General features: G+C 70.3%; 2 protein-coding genes. Both read left to right on the forward strand.

Annotation, left to right across the window (positions count from 1 at the left end; all coding sequences use genetic code 11):
* The first annotated feature begins 158 nt into the window (after positions 1-158).
* Positions 159-782: a GntR family transcriptional regulator gene (locus tag ACFU8Q_RS39925; RefSeq protein WP_384464671.1), complete on the forward strand. Its 624-nt coding sequence runs from the start codon at positions 159-161 to the stop codon at positions 780-782.
* Between the two features lie 430 nt (positions 783-1,212).
* Complete coding sequence (gene aceE, locus ACFU8Q_RS39930) at positions 1,213-3,882, forward strand: pyruvate dehydrogenase (acetyl-transferring), homodimeric type (protein ID WP_384464674.1); 2,670 nt, start codon at positions 1,213-1,215, stop codon at positions 3,880-3,882.
* The last annotated feature ends 90 nt before the right edge of the window (positions 3,883-3,972 follow it).

Consider the following 3,972-nt stretch of genomic DNA (forward strand, 5'->3'; position numbering starts at 1 on the left):
CCTGCTCCTTCAGGGCACGCTGTGCTCCGTCGAGCAGGCCGTCCATCTGCGTCCGGACCACTTCCGGGCGGGGGCGCCGCCGTATTGTCTAGTCACCACCGGTCGCCGCTTCGGCGTCGACCGGATCGGCAGCGCCGGTCTCTCCGAAGGAGCCCCTCATGACCCCGCCCGTCGTCCACTCGCTGCGCGAACAGATCCGCGAGCACATCGTGGACGGGATCGTCAGCGGGCGCTGGAAGCCGGGCGAGCGGATCGTGGAGCGGCGGATCGCCACCGAGCTGGAGGTCAGCCAGACGCCCGTACGCGAGGCGCTGCGGGAGCTGGAGACGCTCCGGCTGATCGAGTCGGCGCCCAACAAGGGCGTACGCGTACGGAACCTGACCGCGGCCGACCTGGAGGAGTCCTATCCGGTACGGGCCGGCCTGGAGCAGATCGCCGCGGAACTGGCGGCTCCGGCGCTCGGCGAGGACTGCTCGCGGCTGTCGCCGCATGTGGCGGCGCTCTACGAGGCCGACCGGCTGGCCGACGGCGAGGCGCAGGTGCGGCACACGGTGGCGTTCCACCGGGAGATGGTGCGGGCGGCCGGGAACGCCGTACTGCTGCACACCTGGGAGGGGCTGGGCATCGAGGTGTTCACCGCCCTGTCGATCCGGTGGCTGGGCACGGTGCAGAAGTCGTACGCGGAGGAGCACGAGGCGCTCATCGAGGCCTTCCTGCGGAAGGACCCGGACATCGGGGTACTGGTCAAGGCCCACGTCCTCGGCTGCGCGCCCCGCGCCTGAGGCCGCCCTCGGCTGGGCGCCCCGCGCCGGAGGCCGTACGCGTCACACGCCCGAGCGACGTACGCGTCACACGCCCGAGCGACGTAGGCGTCAGGCGCCCGGGAGTCGTACGCATCGCCGTCCGAGAGGCGTTGAGCATTTCCGCCGCGGATGCGTACGCGACTCCGTCCGAAGCGGCGTACACATCTGCAGCAAAGAGCGCTCATCCGTGCAAGCTGGCGCCCCTTTTGTACGCTAAATCCCGTCACCCCGTGCCCGGTTTCACGGCACCGAATGCCACTTTCTTCATATCGAGAAGTTTTGCCGTTCACCCTTTGATCGATCATCGATCGGCGACTTACAGTTCATTCCGCGGGCCCACCGGCCCCATCGCCCTGTCCTGCCAGTCAGGGCCTTTCTCCACCCCCCTCCACTCCGGAAGGCGGCGATCATGACCGACCCCGTAGGAAAGCTTCCGAGCGAGCTCGACCAGCTCCCGGACCGTGACCCCGAGGAGACCGCCGAATGGGCGGCCTCCCTGGATGCCGTCACCAAGGCCGCGGGCCCGCACCGCGCCGCGTACCTGATGCGCCGCTCGCTCCAGCATGCCGAGGGTGCCGGTCTCGCGCTGCCCAAGCTGCTGGAGACCGATTACGTCAACTCCATCCCGACCGCCGCCGAGCCCGCGTTCGACGGCGACCTGGAGATGGAGTCCCGGATCACCGCCTGGAACCGCTGGAACGCGGCGGCGATGGTCACCCGTGGCTCCCGGTTCGGCGTCGGCGGCCACATCGCCACCTTCGCCTCGGCGGCCTGGCTGTACGAGACCGGCTTCAACCACTTCTTCCGCGGCAAGGAGGGGGACGGCTCCGGCGACCAGCTCTACATCCAGGGCCACGCCTCCCCCGGCATCTACGCCCGCGCGTTCCTCGACGGCCGGCTCAGCGAGCAGCAGCTCGACAACTTCCGCCAGGAGGCGGGCGGCGACGGCCTGCCGTCCTACCCGCACCCGCGGCGGCTGCCCTGGCTGTGGGAGTTCCCCACCGTGTCGATGGGCCTCGGCCCGCTCTCGGCGATCTACCAGGCGCGCTTCAACCGCTACCTGGCCAACCGCAACATCAAGGACACGTCGAACTCGCACGTCTGGGCCTTCCTCGGCGACGGCGAGATGGACGAGCCCGAGTCGACCGCGGCCCTCGCTCTCGCGGCGCGTGAGCGGCTCGACAACCTGACCTTCGTCATCAACTGCAACCTGCAGCGCCTCGACGGCCCGGTCCGCGCCAACTTCCGCGTGGTCCAGGAGCTGGAGGGCGCGTTCCGCGGCGCCGGCTGGAACGTCATCAAGACGCTCTGGGGCAGCGCCTGGGACGAGCTGTTCCAGCTGGACACCACCGGTGCGCTGGTCCGTCGGCTCCGGGAGGTCCCGGACGCGCAGTTCCAGACGTACGCCACCCGCGATGTCGCGTACATCCGCGAGCACTTCTTCGGCGCCGAGCCCGCGCTCGCCGAGCTGGCGAAGCTGCTCACCGACGCGAAGATCGCCGAGTGCTTCTACAGCTCGCGCGGCGGCCACGAGGCCCGCAAGGTGTACGCGGCGTACAAGGCCGCCGTCGAGCACAAGGGCGCGCCGACCGTGATCCTCGCGCAGACGGTGAAGGGCTACACGCTCGGCAAGGGCTTCGAGTCCAAGAACGCCAACCACCAGATGAAGAAGCTGACGATCGACGAGTTCAAGGGCATGCGCGAGCTGCTCGGACTCCCGATCCCGGACAGCGCCTTCGCCGACGGCCTGGTGCCGTACGGCCACCCGGGCGCCGACTCCCCCGAGGTCCGCTACCTCCAGGAGCGCCGCGCCGCCCTCGGCGGTCCCGCACCGGCCCGCCGGGTGCACGCGGTGGCGCTGCCCGAGCCCGAGGAGCGCGCGTTCAAGGCCCTGTACAAGGGGTCCGGCAAGCAGGAGATGGCCACCACCATGGCGTTCGTACGCCTGGTCAAGGACCTGATGCGGGACAAGGAGACCGGTAGGCGCTGGGTGCCGATCGTGCCGGACGAGGCGCGTACGTTCGGCATGGAGTCCCTGTTCCCGTCGGCGGGTATCTACTCGCCGCTGGGCCAGACGTACGAGCCGGTCGACCGCGACCAGCTGATGTACTACAAGGAAGCCAAGGACGGCCAGATCCTCAACGAGGGCATCACCGAGGCCGGCGCCATGGCCGACTTCATCGCCGCGTCCACGTCGTACGCGACGCACGGCGAGACGATGATCCCCTTCTACATCTTCTACTCGATGTTCGGCTGGCAGCGGACCGGCGACCAGATGTGGCAGCTCGCCGACCAGCTCGGCAAGGGCTTCATCGTCGGCGCCACGGCGGGCCGTACGACGCTGACCGGAGAGGGCCTCCAGCACGCGGACGGACAGTCGCACCTGATCGCGGCCACGAACCCGGCGTCACTCAACTACGACCCGGCCTTCGCGTACGAGATCGCGGTGATCGTCAAGGACGGCCTGCGCAGGATGTACGGCCCCGAGGCCGAGAACGTCTTCTACTACCTGACGGTCTACAACGAGCCGAAGCCGCAGCCCGCGATGCCGGAAGGCGTCGAGGACGGCATCGTCAAGGGCCTCTACCGCTTCAAGGAGGGCACGCCCGCGACGGCGGACGCGCCGCGCATCCAGCTGCTGGCCTCCGGCACGGCGATCCACTGGGCCTTGGAGGCGCAGGAGTTGCTGGCCGCGGACTGGGGTGTGACGGCCGACGTCTGGTCCGCCACCTCGTGGGGCGAGCTGCGCCGCGAGGCGCTGGAGTGCGACGAGGCGCTGCTCCGCGGTGAGCAGCGGGTGCCGTACGTGACCCAGGCACTGGAGGGCGCACCGGGCCCTGTCCTCGCGGTCAGCGACTGGATGCGGCAGGTCCCGGACCAGATCAGCCAGTGGGTGGAGCAGGACTGGACCTCGCTCGGCACGGACGGCTTCGGCCTCTCCGACACCCGCGACGCGGCCCGCCGCCACTTCGGCGTCGACCCGCAGTCGATCACGGTCGCCGCCCTGGCCCAGCTGGCCCGCCGCGGCGAGGTGTCCGCGTCCGCGGTCAAGGACGCCCGGGAGCGGTACGGGCTGTGACCTGAGGAGGCGGCCGGGCACGCCCGGCCGCCGGTGCGCGGGCCGGGCCGGGGATCGCTCCCGGGCCCGCGATCGAGGGCAGCACGCATC

Source organism: Streptomyces sp. NPDC057543, from assembly GCF_042801895.1.
Taxonomy (GTDB): Bacteria; Actinomycetota; Actinomycetes; order Streptomycetales; family Streptomycetaceae; genus Streptomyces.

Excerpts from the sequence above, each read along its gene's own strand:
- aceE (WP_384464674.1), top strand. The coding sequence starts at position 1,213 with ATGACCGACCCCGTAGGAAAGCTTCCGAGCGAGCTCGACCAGCTCCCG.
- ACFU8Q_RS39925 (WP_384464671.1), top strand. The coding sequence starts at position 159 with ATGACCCCGCCCGTCGTCCACTCGCTGCGCGAACAGATCCGCGAGCAC.